Below are 13,877 nucleotides of genomic sequence, written 5' to 3' on the forward strand. Positions count from 1 at the left end.
CAACAGTTGCCCACTTCTGAGCTCATGAGCATCATGCAGATCAAGCGCCGCAAGGCCCGAGGGGTTTCCAAACGTGATGTCGAATGAAATTCGCTTCTTCGTGCCGACCGCCATACGAGCGTTCGTCAACGGCGTCGTTCAACGCATCGAAGTTGCCGCAGGTGCGTCGATCAAGCAAATGATCGATCTTAACCCGACAATTTCCGAACGCGTTTCAGCTGGAGAGGCATATGATCTGGGCATGACCAATCCAGGCTACGCAAAGGCATTGATTGCAGCGGGTTATGCGGAAGTTGGAAGTCATCGTGCCTTTGGCCGCGTCCCGCTTGCGGTTGCTCAAAGGCCAGGGCGACAGGATCGAGTGAAGGAAAATGTCGAGGATCTCAAAGCCCTTTTTCGTGAGGCTGAAAGCATTGCTTTCACTGGGGTCGGCACAAGCGGCCGCACTTATCTTAAGGCGTTGGAAAGGATCGGTCTAACAGATGATGTCTTTCCCAAAAGCAAGGCCATGGGTGGCGGTGAACCCGTTGCATCTGTCGCAGCCGGTGAAGCAGAACTCGCGGTCGCCCCCCTCACGACGATCCTTTCCACCCCGGATATCGTTCTGGCAGCCGTGTTTCCCGAAGAACTTGGAACGCATATCGACATATCGGTTTTCCTCGGCATCAAAGCCCACCCGGGTGCATCACAGGCACTCTCTTTTCTGACGTCAAGTGAGCTGGATGACGAGCTTGCAGCGGCAGGCATATTTCGATTTGCATTAGATTGACATGACGACGACGCACTAGAACAGCTGGGCCTTTCGCGACGACCGCAAAGTCCGCTGAGAGCCCTATTTCGACCAATGCTGCGCTTGGCATAAACGTCCGTTAGGAATTTAGAAGTGGTGTAAGCCTTGTTGTTTGGTCAACTGATTCACTGGCTCTATGCTTGACCGCTCTTTGGGACCGGCTATTCCGAAGCCTCGTGCGCCGCGAAGGCATCCACATAGTCGGGATGCCAGCGCGAAAGAGCCGGGCGATTGTTGATGATATCGCCTACGGCCCATTCAACGCGTTTGCGATCGCGCTCTTCGGACACATAATTGTCGGGGCAAAGAATATAGAAATCCCCGTCCGACATGCGCCTTAGCAGATAGTCAATTGCCTCTTCACTTGTCCAAGCTGAGGCAGGTTTTTCCGGCATGAATTTCTGAATCATGCCGGTATAGGTGAACCCCGGCACAAACAGATGGGCGGTGATATCCGCTTCGGCCTGCCGCAAATCATGCGCCAACATTTCCGTCATGACCTTCACGGCAGCTTTGCTGGTATTGTAAGCGGGGTTTCCGGGCGGTGTGGTGATGCCCTGTTTAGACCCGGTGTTGATCACCACAGCCGGACGCGCCACCTTGATCATGCGCGGCAGGAAAGCATGCACGCCATTCATGACCCCAAATAGGTTGACCTCTAACAGTTTGCGCCAGTTTTCCGCGTTTTCCCAGCTGCCGGACGGCGCCGCGATACCGGCATTGTTCATCAGGACAGCCACCTCGCCGAGCGCAAAGGCTTGATCTGCCAAGGCGTTCACAGCAGTAGCGTCGGTGACATCCGTTGGAACCGCCTGAACAGTTGCGGACGCCCCAGCCAGATCGCGCAATTCCGCCTCGGCTCTGTCCAAGGCCTCACCTGCCAGGTCAACCAGCACAACCCCCAGACCGTCCTGAATAAATCGTTGGGCCGCAGCTTTACCGACACCGTTTGCGGCCCCGGTTACAACGGCCAGGCCACCTTTATCAATTGCTTTGCGGTACATGGAGCATCCCTTTTTCTATGAATGACTCAACGGTTCTTCAGGGCGCCATCTTTTGCTTAAGACTACCAATGAACGTCTCGTCATCCTGTTGTTTGCGGGCGTCGAGCAGTTCTTCGGCATCAGGCCCGGCGCGAAAACGCAGGCGGTTTCCGGTCTCGTTGGCCGCATCCCAAATGACCTGCGCGACCGTTTCTGGTTCAGACGGGTTTGCGGCCAGCTTGCCAAACAGGCGCCCCATAGCTTCGGCCATTGGTGCGTAATCCGGCAGGTTCTCATCCATCGCAAAATCAAAGGAGCTGCCGCCAAAGTTGGTCCGGATCATTCCAGGCTGGACAATTCGGACACGAATGCCAAGCGGCTCTAACTCGTAATGCAGCGCCTCAGAAAGCCCTTCCACTGCGAACTTGGTGCCATGATAGAGCGCGCCAAGTGGAAAGGTGATCTGTCCTCCGATGGATGAGATATTTATGACCGTGCCTGACCGGTTCTGACGGAAATGAGGCAGAACGGCTTTGGTCACTTCCATCAACCCGAGCACGTTGGTGTCGAACTGACGCCGGATGCGGTCCATCGAAAAGGCCTCTAACGCACCGTAGGCGCCATAGCCCGCATTGTTCAGCAAAACATCTATCTGCCCGAACCGTTCGATGCCTTCGCCTACGGCCGTTGTAATTGAACCCGAATCCGTCACATCCAGTTGGGCCAGATGTACGTTTTCTAACGCGCCGAGCTCGGGGCCGTCCGTGGGGTTGCGCATCGTGGCGATGACATTCCAACCGTTTGCTTGGAAATGCCGGGCCGTCGCTGCGCCAATTCCCGACGAGGCCCCGGTGATAAGAATCGTTTTCATATCTCAAATCCCTCACTTCCTATAGTCACGATAATCACCAAGGCAGGATGAATCTTTCAATATTCTCCAGTTTTCTTGCACAATCCTCCACAATCTGAAGTTTTGGGTAAGTGTTTGCTTTGCCCCCGTGGTAAAGATGGGTCGACCCACAGGAGGCATTCATGGGACCTCGGGCGTTATTGGACTATGTTCTCGCTCAACTTGATCACTCAGGCGTCACGCACGGTGTTTTGACACACAAGGACGGTGGGACGGTATTTCTCACCCATCCGGCGATCACCCAACATGACGCAAATGTCTACCGCCCGCTGTTGTGCGCGGTCCTGCAAGGTGCAAAGGAGGTTGGGACCAGCTCCAGAACGCTTACCGTGCGGGCCGGGCAGTCACTGATCGTCAGCAACGCGCTGCCCGTTGTTTCAAGGATCACCGAGGCCACGCCCGATCTTCCCTATGTCGCGCTCGTATTCCCCCTTGATCTGGATCACTTTCGCGCCCTAGCTCCGGCCTTGCCGCAGTCAACCACCCACCGTGTGTCGGATCCGTTTTCTATTTGCCTCGCACCCACTGGTGATGACATGCGAGACGCCTTGTTGCGATATTTTCGCCAGTGCGAAACCGAAGAGGAACGACACTTGCTGGCGCCGATCACGGCGCGGGAAATCCACGCCCACCTGCTGATCGGGCAACATGGTGGCACGCTTCGAAAACTGGTGTGGCACGAGAACACGGCTAGCCGGATTTTTGCGGCGACGAACGAGATCCGATCAGATCTGGGCAAACCCCTTGCCGTGAGAGAGCTTGCCGCTCGTGTGGGGATGAGCAGTTCGGCCTTCTTCGAACAGTTCAAAGCAGTCACGGGAACCTCGCCGCTGCAATACCAGAAAGACCTGCGCTTGCTTCATGCCCGAAATGAGCTGCAAACCACCGGCTCAAAGATCTCAGAGATTGCCTATGGGGTCGGATATGAAAGCCCCGCTCAATTCTCCAGAGAATATGCCCGAAAATTCGGACGCTCCCCTAGACAGGACCGCGTTTCCGAAGCTGTCCAATAGGGCTGCTGGGATAAAGCTTAAACACAGCAACGCTTTCACGAGCCGAGGCTTTCGACCCAATCAATCTCGGAAATCGGCCATTGGCGCAATTGCAGCAAAAAGGCGCTTTGTCCGCAGATCGGTCATTCGTCGCAACTCTGTTCAATGTCTGCTTCGCGGACCAAGCGCCATTTCGCTGCAAAAGGCTTCAAAGTCCGGTGAAGACGTATCAAGACCACCGTGCCCGGCACCTGGGGCGGACTGCGGACCTCCGCCGCATGTGCGTCCTGTGAATGCGACAACCGATAGAGCGGACGTTCAGACGAAGATTCTAACACCCGACATTCCGCACCGGGCAAGTCGGCTCCGAGTTCATCAAGTTCGATGCTACGCTCAGTATCGACGAGTAGAATGCCGACCATGTGAAATTCTGACGAGAATTCACGGAAGACGCGTTCACGACCGGAAGCCGCAGTTCATGCGGACTGAAACATTCCGTGGCAATGGCGGGATCTGGACGTGCGCGCCGCAACTAACCGAAGGCGGGTTGACGGACGGTTTCTGACAGTCGCTCGCCTGCGCCACACCACATATCTCAGAACACGAAACGTCCGCGTAAACTGATCAGGGTAATGCCGTCGCCCGAAGGGTCGAGCAGCGGGTTCTTGATGAACTGGATCGACGGGGTCAGTTCCAGACCAGGCGAGAGCGAAAACCGGTAGAACGCTTCTGCCGTGAACTGGGTCCCCTCGATATCTCGGGCGCCGGACCAGTCAAAGCCGACCGCGGCGAGATCGCCATTGGACGCGAAATACCCCAATCCGGTAGAGATGGAACGGTCGTAAAGGGCCGCTGTTCCGCGCGAACGCCCGGCCCGAAAGAACGGGTAAAATCCGTTCTGCAAAATCGCTGACAACGAAACAGTCGCTCCGTAGTCCTCAGCACGGCTGCCATCACTGGCGGCATCCGAATGCCATATCGTGACATGAGCATTGTTGTAGAAGGCTAGACCGACATCCGTCGTGTAGACCAAATCGAGGCTCTTGAAGAGATCTCCATCCACTACAACGTCAAAGTCCGGCGAGGTCGTCGGGTCGGCATTGGCATCTGCCACCGATCCGAAAACAAGGAAGTTGTCACCTAGTTGTGCGGCCCCGGCAACGCCAAGACCCTGACTGGGCGCGGCAATCGTCGGACTGGTGCTGAAGGCCGCATTTTGAAAGGCGGCGTACGGGCTGACGAGACCGTAGGAATCGAGATAGTCGGTGACGTCGATCAAGCCGAAGCGAACCGCCCAACGCTTGTCTTTAGCGGTGTGCGTCCAAAACAGATTGGTAAGAATCGTGCCAGCGTCGCTGAACACGGTGCCGGTCACCGACAGCGCCCCGGATGCTTCTCCGAGACCTTGCGGCGATACGCTTGTGTAGCTGCGGCGGTTCTCGACCTTGAATGTCAGCGACCCGTTGGAGGTTGCCTGCCAAGTGCCGTAAAGCCGTGCCAATCCGCCGACGGCCTTACCCGGTCCAAACGCCGCGTTGGTCGATTGGCCAAGCGAAAGATACTCGAAGTTGAACTTGATTCCCCGCGCTTCGAGCCTGTCCTTCCAGTCGAAATAACCGGGGACCAGGTTGCGTGGGAAATCGAAGCGATAGTTCGGATCGGGCGGCGCGTAGGAGAGCAGTAAATCGGACCGGACCGATGAAGGCCCGCCAAGCACCTCGGCACAGGTATACTCCGCTGCGCCGACGGAGATTAGCAGCGTCAGGCAGAAACGGACGGCACAGCCGCGGCCAGCGATCACCGCTGTCATGCGCGCGCCCCGACCCTGAAAAGCAGACGCAGCGCTCGCCGTGCGTTGTACCATTTCCGATCCACCTTTCAATCCCCGTCGGTTGCAACCACTCAGAGCGCCTTTAGCGCCAAGATGTCCGCCCACTATAGGTGCCAACGCAAAATCGATCAGACGCCGACATCTGCCCAGATTGTCACACCCCAAAATGTTGTTCGACTTGTTGCTCTATCATAGAGTCTAATCGAGTTGGCGGCGAGGAGAATCTAGGGTGAGAAGCTTTTTTTTATTAATTTCCATAATGTTGGCGGGAACGGCTCAAGCGCAGTCGACATCCGATGTCCTGGTAACCAACGTCTCCGTTTTTGATGGACAGAACCCCGACCTGATCGAAAACGCGAATGTTCTAATAGAGGGCACCACAATCAAAAGCGTCTCGACCGACGAGATCGACCCAGGCGATGCGACGGTGATCGATGGCAAGGGTGGAACCCTGATGCCCGGCATGATCGACAATCACTGGCACGTTAGCTTTGCCGAAATTCCTGTCGATATCCTTGCAGCGGGCGATGTGTCGGAGGTTGCGCTGCGCGGTGCGATTGGGGCTGAGGCCACCGTGATGCGCGGTTTTACCACTGTGAGAGACATGGGCGGCAATCCCTTCGCAATCAAGAAGTTGGTGGATTCAGGCGAGCTTGTGGGCCCGCGAATTTATCCATCGGGCCCGCCGATCAGCCAGACCTCCGGTCATTTTGACTTCCGCAGCAAAAACGCTGTCCCTGCCAATCCGGCTGACCCTCTGGACTACTGGGAACGCAATGCGATCCTGATGACGGCAGACGGCGTGCCCGAGGTTACCAAGCGCGTGCGTGAGGCACTTCGGATGGGTGCCACGCAAATCAAATTGGCGGCAGGTGGCGGCACTTCGTCGAGTTTCGACCCTCTCGATGTGCAGCAGTACACGCTGGAAGAGATAAAAGCGGCCGTCGAGGTGGCCAGCACATGGAACACTTACGTCACGGTTCACGCCTACACGCCCACCGCCGTCAGAACAGCTGTAGAAGCCGGGGTCAAGGTCGTGGAGCACGGCCAGCTTCTGGACGATGAAACCATGGCACTTCTCGCCGAAAAGGACATCTGGCTCTCTCTGCAACCCTTTGTAATTGAGGATGACTCGGAATACGCGGCAAACCCGTTCGTGAAAGCCAAGCAAGAGATAATGGTTCAGGGAACCGCAAAAGCCTATGAATTGGCAAAAAAACACGACCTGAAGGTCGCCTTCGGGACCGATATACTGTTTTCGCCAGGTGGCGGTATCCAGCAGAACAAGATGGTGGCACTTCTTGGGTCGCATTTCGGCTACACGCCCTTTGAGGCGCTTCGGATGGTGACCTATGACAATGCGCAGCTTCTGAAGCTGTCAGGGCCGCGGGACCCATACCCCAAGGAGAAGGGCGTCATTTCCCAAGGTGCCTTAGCCGACCTGATCATCGTTGCCGGCAACCCACTGGATGATCTAAGCTTGATGGCGGACCCGGACCAGAACTTCGATTTGATCATGAAGGACGGGGTTATCCACAAGAACACGCTCGAGTGAGGCCGTCGGTCGAATGCTCGGCCCATATGCCCATGCGCGCCGTCCATCCCTGATCGGCGCGCATTCTGAGTTCCACCTTTGGCATTGCGCAACGGTATGAGTTGCGGAATTCCCAGTCGGGAGTTGTTGGCTTGCGGGTCGCGATCAGCGGTAATAGACAAATGGGTGCATCACGATTAGCGAGACCCAGACAAGTATTGCCAGCGTGGTGTCAACAAACGCCAGTGCAATGGACAGGATCGCGATCAATGTGCCCCGAATTGAAAGCAAGGTTGTTGCCAGTCCCGGCTCCGGTGCGGGTGCGTCCGGGACGAGGAGGCTGCGGTCGCGCGCATGCATTGCCATCATTGCAATCGACAACCATCCCATTCCGAGCGTGCCCGAGAACAATATTACCGACACCGGGCTATCGCCGTATGCGCTGATCAGCGAGGTGGTCCAGGGCGCGACGGAGATGAACAGGAGCAAGGCCAGATTGAGCAACAGGACCGTGATGTCGGCCAACCGGAGCTGCGCGACGATGTAATGGTGGTGGAGCCAAAGCGCACCGATGGCCAAGAAACTGATCAGCCAGCCGTACAGCTTCGGAAGGTCCGCAAGGATCAGTGTTCCAACAGATTTCTCCGTGCCGGTCGGAAGATCCAGATCCAGGACAAGAAGAGTTATAGCAATCGCAAATACACCGTCAGACAGGGCTGCTAATCGAGCGACGTCGAACTTTTGCATTGGGCGAACTCCTCCGAGCACACGCTACTTTGTCAGGCTCGCAGGGTAAACCTTGATGGCGCCTCGTCTCTTGTATTCATGTACCGCGGATTTGTCCGTAGAGTGTGAGTTCGATCATCTCCAGATTTTGCACGCGCTGCGAATGGCCGGTAAGCAGGCTGCGACTGCAGCAACGTTAAGGTGAGGCGAAGGTCGGGATTGGGCCGATTTCGCCCACAAGTTCGGACGTTCTGAGGACTCGGGTACTCAGACTTAGCTGCTTCAAATGACTAGGTTCCTTGGCCGCCCAAACACGTCGCCTAGTGTCTAAAGTCCAATGCTCAGGCGGGTTCTATACTTTGGCCATATCCCATAAACTGATCAACATGGTCAGGTTACGCCAACAAATTTTGAAGTGGAAAACTGAGGCAAGGCGAAGACTGGTTGCAAGTACTGGTGGACCCTTTGAGCAACGAGACAAACGAGCTCTTTCGGAGACTTGCCGAAGATAACCCATTGATGACGATTGCGTTCATCCTCGGGGGGTGTCGGCACGACACCTTGCGGTGGAGCACTGTATCGGCGATCGGGCCGGTTCGCCGCGCCCAAGAACGAAATTGTGAGCGGACTACGAGCTACATGGTTCGGTCGTCATTCCGCCGTCAAAGGCACACGTCAACCGCCAGAAGCCTCTGCAACACATCCATCTGCAATTTTCAGACCCCCAATCTGCGCTAACAAACTGACGATCGCGTCAACGCCCGTTCGGTGGCGTAGGGCCGAAAACACGAAAGGTCGGCCCTTTCGAATTTGCGTGGCGTCGCGCTCCATCACTTCGAGCGACGCGCCGACATGGGGGGCGAGATCTGTTTTGTTGATGATCAGAATGTCCGATTTCGTTATCGCAGGACCGCCCTTGCGCGGAATTTCCTCACCCGCTGCAACGTCGATCACGTAGAGTGTCAGGTCCGCCAGTTCCGGGCTGAATGTGGCCGACAAATTGTCGCCGCCGCTTTCGATCAGAACTATATCCAAGCCGGGGTGACGGGCCTGCATCTCTGCCACGGCGGCCAGATTGATCGAGGCATCCTCGCGGATCGCGGTATGCGGGCAACCGCCGGTTTCGACACCGATAATCCGGTCCCGGGGCAGAATCTGCATCCGCATCAACGCTTCGGCATCCTCTTGCGTATAAATGTCGTTGGTGATGACACCAATCGAAAAGGCCTCGCCCAGGGCCTCTGCCAAAGCGGCAGTCAGGGTCGTTTTACCAGCGCCAACCGGGCCGCCGATACCAACGCGCAGGGGGCCGTTCATACTGCTCATGTTCGGAATATCCTTGAATATTGAGTTTCATGTTTCATCGACAAGATATCGGACAGGAATGCGGTTGAACCCAGTTCATCAAGGCCCGTGTGTTGTGCTGTTTCCGCAATCGAAGTGCAGAGCGGGGTCAGATCACGAATCAGCCGCTGAGCATCGGTCTGTCCCAAAGGGACAAGGCGGGTTGCGCAGGCCACAAGATTGCTCATGAAGGCCTGAAGGAACATCTGCGACACCAGCGGGCGCGGCAGATTCTGCATCCGCGCGGCACGGCCCACCGCGACCGGGTAGGTGAGGCGCCGCAGGTCGAGCCCCCAGATATCTCCGGTCACGGATCCGAAAGCCTGACCCAGAAGGTCGGATTCCATCAGCCGTTCCGACCCGGCGCAAAAGGCGCGGGCGGAGGCATCGATTCGGGCCAACGCGGCCCTGTCATCGGCGTTATACGCGGCCACAAGAAATAGCGCGTCATTCCAGCCCGAGCCATGTTGCAGTATCGTGGCGACCCAGTCGCCTGTCTGGTTTGCGCTGGCGACCCGGCCCAGTTCAATCGCTGCCTCCAGCCCGTGGGAATAGGCGAAGCCCCCAACCGGATAGGCGGGGGACAACCATTGGGTCAGTGTCAGGATGTCAGAGCTAGTGGGCGTGACCATGGGTCCTGCCGTGGCCATAGGCCCCGCCTTCGGGGGTGAAGGGTTCGACGACTTCGCGAATATCGGCACCCAGTTTCATCAGCATGTCGCGAATGACGTGATCGCGCTGGATCAGCAGCCTGTCAGATTCGATTTGGCAGGGTGTGTGCCGGTTGCCGATATGCCAGGCAAGGCGCAGCAGGTGGTCGCCCTTTACCTCCAGCAGCTCTTCGGGGGCCGCGACGATTTCAATCTCACGACCGTCTTCCAATACCAGAACCCCGCCATGATCCAGCGATTTGGTGTTGGAGAGATCAACCAGAAACGCCTCGCCATCATCCGTGGCCAGCATCTTGCGGCGCAGGAAGCGGCCATCATAGTCCAGCGAGACCTGCGCATGAGCGGGTGCATGCGCATGGTCGTGGTAGATACGAGCGGTTTTGATCGCGGTGGTCATCTTGGTGCTCCTTGTATCTCAGAACATAAAGTATCGCTGCGCCATCGGCAGCACCTCGGCAGGTTGGCAGGTCAGCAATTCACCATCGGCGCGGACCTCGTAGGTTTCCGCGTCTACTTCGACATGGGGCGTCGCATCGTTTAGCAGCAAATTGCGTTTGCCAATCTCGCGTGTGTTCCGCACGGCGACTGTTTTCTTGGCCAGGCCTAGAGTTTCACCGATCCCGTCCGCCTGCGCTGCTGCCGAGACAAAGGTAATCGCCGAGTGCTCCACCGACCGCCCATAAGCCCCGAACATCGGACGGCTGTAAACAGGTTGCGGTGTCGGGATCGAGGCATTTGGGTCGCCCATCTGCGCGCAGGCAATTGTACCGCCCAGCAGAACCATCTCGGGTTTCACGCCGAAAAAGGCCGGGTTCCACAGGACAAGATCGGCGCGCTTGCCTACCTCGATGCTGCCGATTTCATGGCTCAGACCGTGGGCAATCGCCGGGTTGATGGTGTACTTGGCGATGTAACGGCGGACCCGCAGGTTGTCGTTTTCACCGGTTTCCTCGGTCAGACGCCCTCGCTGTTTCTTCATCTTGTCGGCGGTTTGCCATGTGCGGATCAGCACCTCTCCGACCCGGCCCATGGCCTGGCTGTCAGACGCGATGATCGAGAACGCACCCATGTCGTGCAGGATATCCTCGGCCGCGATGGTCTCGCACCGGATGCGGCTTTCGGCAAAGGCTACGTCCTCGGGGATGGACTTGTCGAGGTGATGGCAGACCATCAGCATATCCAGATGTTCCTCGACCGTGTTTACAGTGAAAGGTCGCGTCGGGTTGGTCGAGGAGGGAAGAACGTGATTCTCGCCACAAATCTTGATGATGTCAGGGGCATGGCCGCCACCTGCGCCTTCGGTGTGGAAGGCGTGGATGGTGCGTCCTTTCATGGCGGCGACAGTGTTTTCGACGAAACCGGATTCGTTCAGAGTATCGGTGTGGATCATCACCTGTACATCCATCGAATCGGCCACCGACAGGCAGCAGTCGATGGCGGCAGGGGTCGTGCCCCAATCCTCATGCAGTTTCAGAGCGCAGGCCCCGGCATTGACCTGTTCCTCGAGCGCAGCTGGCAATGAGGCGTTGCCCTTGCCCGCAAAGGCGAGGTTCATCGGGAAGGCATCCGCCGCCTGCAACATCCGTCCGATATGCCAGGGGCCGGGGGTGCAGGTGGTGGCCAGCGTGCCATGGGCCGGACCCGTGCCGCCGCCTAACATGGTGGTCAGGCCGGAATGCAGCGCGTCTTCGATCTGCTGAGGGCAAATGAAGTGGATATGGCTGTCGAACCCGCCTGCGGTCAGGATGCGCCCCTCGCCCGCGATGGCTTCGGTGCCGGGGCCGATGATAATGTCGACACCTGGCTGCGTGTCGGGGTTCCCCGCCTTGCCGATCCTGGCGATACGCCCGTCTTTCAGACCGACATCCGCCTTGTAGACACCCGAATGATCCACGATCAGCGCATTGGTGATGACTGTATCCACCGCCCCCTTGTCCCGTGTGACCTGAGACTGCCCCATCCCGTCGCGGATCACTTTCCCGCCGCCGAACTTGACCTCTTCGCCATAGATGGTCAGATCGCGTTCGACCTCGATGATCAGGTCGGTATCGGCCAGCCGCATTTTATCGCCGGTGGTGGGGCCGAACATGGCGGCATAGTCGGAGCGTTTGATTTTTGCTGGCATCACAACGCCCCCATGACCTTTTGATTGAACCCATAGACCTTGCGTGCGCCGCCGATCGGGATCAGCGAAACCTCGCGTTCCTGTCCCGGTTCGAACCGCACGGCGGTGCCGGGGGCGATGTCCAGACGCAGGCCATGGGCGGCAGCGCGGTCGAATTCCAGCGCCGGGTTGGTCTCGGCAAAATGATAGTGCGAGCCGACCTGAATCGGGCGGTCGCCAGTATTGGCGACCATCAGCGTCAACGGCTCGGCGCCCAGGTTGAACGTGATTTCGCCTTCAGCGGGGAAATGCTCGCCGGGGATCATTTGTTTAGCTTCACCATCAAGGCAACAGCAGCCAACGCGACAATCGCGAGGCCCACGGCCAGAGCGGCATAGTCCGTGCCATGCGCGTGGATATGCGTGCCGTTATGCGCGGCGGCGGGGCCAGCCAGGATCAGAACAGGGAAAAGCATGCGGGTCATATCAGTGTTCCTTTTTTTAGCGAATAGGGTTGTGAACGGTCACCAGCTTGGTGCCGTCGGGAAAGGTGGCCTCAACTTGAACCTCGTGAATCATCTCGGGGACGCCTTCCATGCATTGCGCGCGGGTGATCACCTCGGCCCCGGCTTGCATCATATCGGCGACCGACCGCCCGTCGCGTGCGCCTTCAACCACGGCGCTGGTGATAAGGGCAATCGCCTCGGGATGGTTCAGTTTGACACCACGGGCCAGTCGTTTACGGGCAACTTCAGCGGCCATGGCGACCAGCAGTTTGTCTTTTTCACGGGGAGTCAGGTTCATGTCAGATTGTCCAGCATCTTGGAAGCGAGTCGTTGTTCAGTCGCCGAAGCACGGGCATCAGACTTCGGCGCAGGGCATACCCGTTCTTGGCCAGCAGTCGGACGACCAGCAGGTCAGGTTGAAACAGGCTGGCCCCGGCGGTATCGGGCAGCATCTGGCGGATTGCCTTCAGATGCCCTTCGGCCCTGGGCGAGGCAAATGCGACTAAGGCCATCGCGCCCGCGCCATCTGCAATGTGCTGACGGGCCAGATGCGCGCTAAGGTCGCCGGTGAACCGGGTGGCGTCCAGAAACACCATCCTTTCGTTGCGCCGAATCTCGATCCGATCGCTGAGGCGGATATCCGTCAGAGTTTCACCCATCGCGGTACGACCAAAGATCAAAGGTTCAACCATAAGGGCCGAGGCATCCTCGGCCAAATCAATACGCAAGCGCCGGTTTAATGCGCTGCCACTGTACAGGATCGTCTCTTGCGGAAGCCAGTTCAGCCTTGCCTGCGGACCGGCGGTTAAAGTGTTGACGATGCGTGCGGCCTGACCGGGTTGTGCTTTGTATGCCCGCTCACAAGCCTGCGTGGTCACTGTCAGTTCGGTGCCCCGGCCTGCGCGGCCTGAAAACCGGAAATCATCACCGCCAGTAACACCACCAGCCGTGTTCAAAAGCACGGCGTCCAATTGGCTGCCGTGTCCGCGTGGGAAGAGACATTTGAACGAACCCGCCGGCCGCAAGCGATCAATCACACTGCGCCCGTGGAACAGTTTGGCCGACAGCGTAACCCGGCCTTCAGCGCGTGGCGGTCTCGCATGTGACGCTGATGATATGGGCGTGAATTGAGTGATGGCAGCGGCTTTCGCGTCATGAACGTTTGGCGCTTTTTCACCTTTGGGATGTCGAAACTCTATCGACAGGTGCAGATTTTCGACCAAGTCCCGTACCGTAAGTGCAATTTTTAATCACGCATGCAGCATGTAGATCAAAAATCGGGCATATCAGTCCACTTTGCCAGAATGCTATGGGGCCAGATTTGCCTATTTCGCTGCAATGCAGAATCGATGTGGGGCCTGCCGGGCTAACGACCGCCGGGGGTGTGTGACGGCTGCGCGAATTGGACCTCGGACACAACCGCCACACGTAACGCAACATACAGTTGCGGGGATCAGGTAGTAGAAGACAGCGTGTCAACGCAAGGC

At 57.6% G+C, this 13,877-nt stretch carries 15 protein-coding genes; 3 read left to right on the forward strand and 12 right to left on the reverse strand.

The features are described from left to right. Positions 1–76: 76 nt before the first annotated feature. Positions 77–769, forward strand: a complete 693-nt coding sequence (locus ACR0NZ_RS16420; protein ID WP_480520377.1) for a substrate-binding domain-containing protein — start codon at positions 77–79, stop codon at positions 767–769. 182 nt (positions 770–951) lie between these two features. On the opposite strand, the gene ACR0NZ_RS16425 is transcribed toward ACR0NZ_RS16420, so the two are convergent. Next, on the reverse strand, positions 952–1,794 hold the full coding sequence (locus ACR0NZ_RS16425) for an SDR family NAD(P)-dependent oxidoreductase (RefSeq protein WP_480520379.1): 843 nt from the start codon (positions 1,792–1,794) through the stop codon (positions 952–954). Between the two features lie 37 nt (positions 1,795–1,831). Further along, positions 1,832–2,644, reverse strand: a complete 813-nt coding sequence (locus ACR0NZ_RS16430; protein WP_480520381.1) for an SDR family oxidoreductase — start codon at positions 2,642–2,644, stop codon at positions 1,832–1,834. Positions 2,645–2,805: 161 nt separating this feature from the next. On the opposite strand from ACR0NZ_RS16430, the gene ACR0NZ_RS16435 reads away from it, so the two are divergent. Next, entirely contained in the window at positions 2,806–3,696 is an 891-nt protein-coding gene (locus ACR0NZ_RS16435; RefSeq protein WP_480520383.1) for an AraC family transcriptional regulator, read from the forward strand. 574 nt (positions 3,697–4,270) lie between these two features. Here ACR0NZ_RS16435 and ACR0NZ_RS16440 read toward each other — a convergent pair. Next, on the reverse strand, positions 4,271–5,485 hold the full coding sequence (locus ACR0NZ_RS16440) for a carbohydrate porin (RefSeq protein ID WP_480520385.1): 1,215 nt from the start codon (positions 5,483–5,485) through the stop codon (positions 4,271–4,273). A 250-nt stretch (positions 5,486–5,735) separates the two neighbouring features. Here ACR0NZ_RS16440 and ACR0NZ_RS16445 point away from each other — a divergent pair, with 250 nt between their 5' ends. Further along, positions 5,736–7,061, forward strand: a complete 1,326-nt coding sequence (locus ACR0NZ_RS16445; protein WP_480520388.1) for a metal-dependent hydrolase family protein — start codon at positions 5,736–5,738, stop codon at positions 7,059–7,061. Between the two features lie 144 nt (positions 7,062–7,205). Here ACR0NZ_RS16445 and ACR0NZ_RS16450 read toward each other — a convergent pair whose 3' ends face one another. The 9 genes from ACR0NZ_RS16450 to ACR0NZ_RS16490 all read right to left on the reverse strand — a co-directional run bounded on the left by ACR0NZ_RS16450 (position 7,206) and on the right by ACR0NZ_RS16490 (position 13,613). After that, complete coding sequence (locus tag ACR0NZ_RS16450; RefSeq protein ID WP_480520390.1) at positions 7,206–7,787, reverse strand: TMEM175 family protein; 582 nt, start codon at positions 7,785–7,787, stop codon at positions 7,206–7,208. A gap of 654 nt (positions 7,788–8,441) precedes the next feature. Then, the gene (gene ureG, locus ACR0NZ_RS16455) at positions 8,442–9,092 is read right to left on the reverse strand and encodes an urease accessory protein UreG (RefSeq protein WP_480520392.1); all 651 of its coding nucleotides are present in this window, start codon (positions 9,090–9,092) and stop codon (positions 8,442–8,444) included. Further along, on the reverse strand, positions 9,089–9,760 hold the full coding sequence (locus ACR0NZ_RS16460; RefSeq protein WP_245220424.1) for an urease accessory protein UreF: 672 nt from the start codon (positions 9,758–9,760) through the stop codon (positions 9,089–9,091). Before ACR0NZ_RS16460 ends, ureG begins: the two co-directional genes overlap by 4 nt. Further along, positions 9,726–10,178 (reverse strand): urease accessory protein UreE, encoded by a 453-nt coding sequence (gene ureE, locus ACR0NZ_RS16465; RefSeq protein ID WP_209504410.1) that lies wholly within the window; start codon positions 10,176–10,178, stop codon positions 9,726–9,728. The genes ACR0NZ_RS16460 and ureE overlap by 35 nt, the downstream gene beginning before the upstream one ends. An 18-nt stretch (positions 10,179–10,196) precedes the next feature. Further along, a complete protein-coding gene (gene ureC / locus ACR0NZ_RS16470) occupies positions 10,197–11,906 on the reverse strand; it encodes an urease subunit alpha (protein WP_480520394.1) in 1,710 nt (569 codons plus the stop codon). Then, positions 11,906–12,211, reverse strand: a complete 306-nt coding sequence (locus ACR0NZ_RS16475; protein WP_209597619.1) for an urease subunit beta — start codon at positions 12,209–12,211, stop codon at positions 11,906–11,908. The genes ureC and ACR0NZ_RS16475 overlap by 1 nt, the downstream gene beginning before the upstream one ends. Further along, the gene (locus tag ACR0NZ_RS16480; RefSeq protein ID WP_209504407.1) at positions 12,208–12,369 is read right to left on the reverse strand and encodes a peptidase M23; all 162 of its coding nucleotides are present in this window, start codon (positions 12,367–12,369) and stop codon (positions 12,208–12,210) included. Before ACR0NZ_RS16480 ends, ACR0NZ_RS16475 begins: the two co-directional genes overlap by 4 nt. A 16-nt stretch (positions 12,370–12,385) precedes the next feature. Then, positions 12,386–12,688: an urease subunit gamma gene (locus tag ACR0NZ_RS16485; protein WP_209504406.1), complete on the reverse strand. Its 303-nt coding sequence runs from the start codon at positions 12,686–12,688 to the stop codon at positions 12,386–12,388. Between the two features lies 1 nt (position 12,689). Continuing rightward, positions 12,690–13,613 carry an urease accessory protein UreD gene (locus ACR0NZ_RS16490; protein ID WP_480520396.1) on the reverse strand — a complete coding sequence of 308 codons (924 nt, stop codon included), beginning with the start codon at positions 13,611–13,613 and terminating at the stop codon, positions 12,690–12,692. Positions 13,614–13,877: the final 264 nt, after the last annotated feature.

The sequence above is a fragment of the Ruegeria sp. AE3 genome, from assembly GCF_056542225.1.

Excerpts from the sequence above, each read along its gene's own strand:
- ureG (WP_480520392.1), bottom strand. The coding sequence starts at position 9,092 with ATGAGCAGTATGAACGGCCCCCTGCGCGTTGGTATCGGCGGCCCGGTT.
- ACR0NZ_RS16475 (WP_209597619.1), bottom strand. The coding sequence starts at position 12,211 with ATGATCCCCGGCGAGCATTTCCCCGCTGAAGGCGAAATCACGTTCAAC.
- ACR0NZ_RS16420 (WP_480520377.1), top strand. The coding sequence starts at position 77 with ATGTCGAATGAAATTCGCTTCTTCGTGCCGACCGCCATACGAGCGTTC.
- ACR0NZ_RS16460 (WP_245220424.1), bottom strand. The coding sequence starts at position 9,760 with ATGGCCACGGCAGGACCCATGGTCACGCCCACTAGCTCTGACATCCTG.
- ureE (WP_209504410.1), bottom strand. The coding sequence starts at position 10,178 with ATGACCACCGCGATCAAAACCGCTCGTATCTACCACGACCATGCGCAT.
- ACR0NZ_RS16435 (WP_480520383.1), top strand. The coding sequence starts at position 2,806 with ATGGGACCTCGGGCGTTATTGGACTATGTTCTCGCTCAACTTGATCAC.
- ACR0NZ_RS16485 (WP_209504406.1), bottom strand. The coding sequence starts at position 12,688 with ATGAACCTGACTCCCCGTGAAAAAGACAAACTGCTGGTCGCCATGGCC.
- ACR0NZ_RS16480 (WP_209504407.1), bottom strand. The coding sequence starts at position 12,369 with ATGACCCGCATGCTTTTCCCTGTTCTGATCCTGGCTGGCCCCGCCGCC.
- ACR0NZ_RS16430 (WP_480520381.1), bottom strand. The coding sequence starts at position 2,644 with ATGAAAACGATTCTTATCACCGGGGCCTCGTCGGGAATTGGCGCAGCG.
- ACR0NZ_RS16450 (WP_480520390.1), bottom strand. The coding sequence starts at position 7,787 with ATGCAAAAGTTCGACGTCGCTCGATTAGCAGCCCTGTCTGACGGTGTA.
- ACR0NZ_RS16440 (WP_480520385.1), bottom strand. The coding sequence starts at position 5,485 with ATGACAGCGGTGATCGCTGGCCGCGGCTGTGCCGTCCGTTTCTGCCTG.
- ureC (WP_480520394.1), bottom strand. The coding sequence starts at position 11,906 with ATGCCAGCAAAAATCAAACGCTCCGACTATGCCGCCATGTTCGGCCCC.
- ACR0NZ_RS16425 (WP_480520379.1), bottom strand. The coding sequence starts at position 1,794 with ATGTACCGCAAAGCAATTGATAAAGGTGGCCTGGCCGTTGTAACCGGG.